The sequence below is a fragment of the Profundibacterium mesophilum KAUST100406-0324 genome, assembly GCF_009835145.1.
GTDB lineage: Bacteria > Pseudomonadota > Alphaproteobacteria > Rhodobacterales > Rhodobacteraceae > Profundibacterium > Profundibacterium mesophilum.
In genome coordinates this window covers 1-1,178 of record NZ_APKE01000070.1, presented here as the reverse complement: position 1 = coordinate 1,178, position 1,178 = coordinate 1, and the positions used below count along the sequence as shown (strand labels likewise).

1 protein-coding gene is annotated in these 1,178 nt (G+C 64.6%); it reads left to right on the top strand.

Going from position 1 to position 1,178, the window contains the following annotated elements; genetic code table 11:
• Position 1: 1 nt before the first annotated feature.
• Positions 2 to 1,177 (top strand): elongation factor Tu, encoded by a 1,176-nt coding sequence (gene tuf / locus PMES_RS16235; RefSeq protein WP_159966758.1) that lies wholly within the window; start codon positions 2 to 4, stop codon positions 1,175 to 1,177.
• Position 1,178 lies beyond the last annotated feature (1 nt).

The following is a 1,178-nucleotide window of genomic DNA, read 5'->3' as shown; positions in this document are numbered from 1 at the left end:
CATGGCGAAGGCAAAATTCGAACGCAACAAACCGCATGTTAACATTGGCACGATCGGCCATGTTGACCACGGCAAGACGACGCTGACGGCGGCGATCACCAAGTATTTCGGCGACTTCCGGGCCTATGACCAGATCGATGGCGCGCCCGAGGAGAAGGCCCGCGGGATCACGATCTCGACCGCGCACGTCGAGTATGAAACCGAAGCGCGCCACTATGCGCACGTGGACTGCCCCGGCCACGCCGACTACGTCAAGAACATGATCACCGGTGCGGCGCAGATGGACGGCGCGATCCTGGTGGTGAACGCGGCCGATGGCCCGATGCCCCAGACGCGCGAGCACATCCTTCTGGGCCGCCAGGTCGGCATCCCGACCATGGTCGTCTACATGAACAAGGTCGACCAGGTGGATGACGAGGAGCTGCTCGAGCTCGTCGAGATGGAAATCCGCGAGCTGCTTTCCTCCTACGACTACCCCGGCGACGACATCCCCGTCATCCCCGGCTCGGCGCTCGCCGCCATGGAAGGCCGCGACAATGCCATCGGCGAGGACTCGATCCGCAAGCTGATGGAAGCCGTCGACAGCTGGATCCCGACGCCCGAGCGCGCCGTGGATCAGCCCTTCCTGATGCCGATCGAGGACGTCTTCTCGATCTCCGGCCGCGGCACGGTCGTGACCGGCCGCGTGGAGCGCGGTGTGATCAACGTGGGCGACGAGATCGAGATCGTCGGCATCCGCGACACCAAGAAGACCACCTGCACGGGCGTCGAGATGTTCCGCAAGCTGCTCGATCGCGGTGAAGCCGGCGACAACATCGGCGCGCTGCTGCGCGGCATTGACCGCGAGGGCGTCGAGCGTGGCCAGGTCCTGGCCAAGCCGGGCTCGGTCAAGCCGCACACCAAGTTCGAGGCCGAAGCCTACATCCTGACCAAGGAAGAGGGTGGCCGTCACACGCCGTTCTTCGCCAACTACCGTCCGCAGTTCTACTTCCGCACCACGGACGTGACCGGCACGGTCGAGCTGGCCGAAGGCACCGAGATGGTCATGCCCGGCGACAACGTGTCGTTCAAGGTCGAGCTGATCGCCCCGATCGCGATGGAAGAGAAGCTCCGCTTCGCCATCCGTGAAGGCGGCCGCACCGTCGGCGCAGGCGTCGTGTCGAGCATCATCGAGTAAA

Coding starts and splice junctions, on each gene's coding strand:
- tuf (WP_159966758.1), top strand. CDS start 2: ATGGCGAAGGCAAAATTCGAACGCAACAAACCGCATGTTAACATTGGC.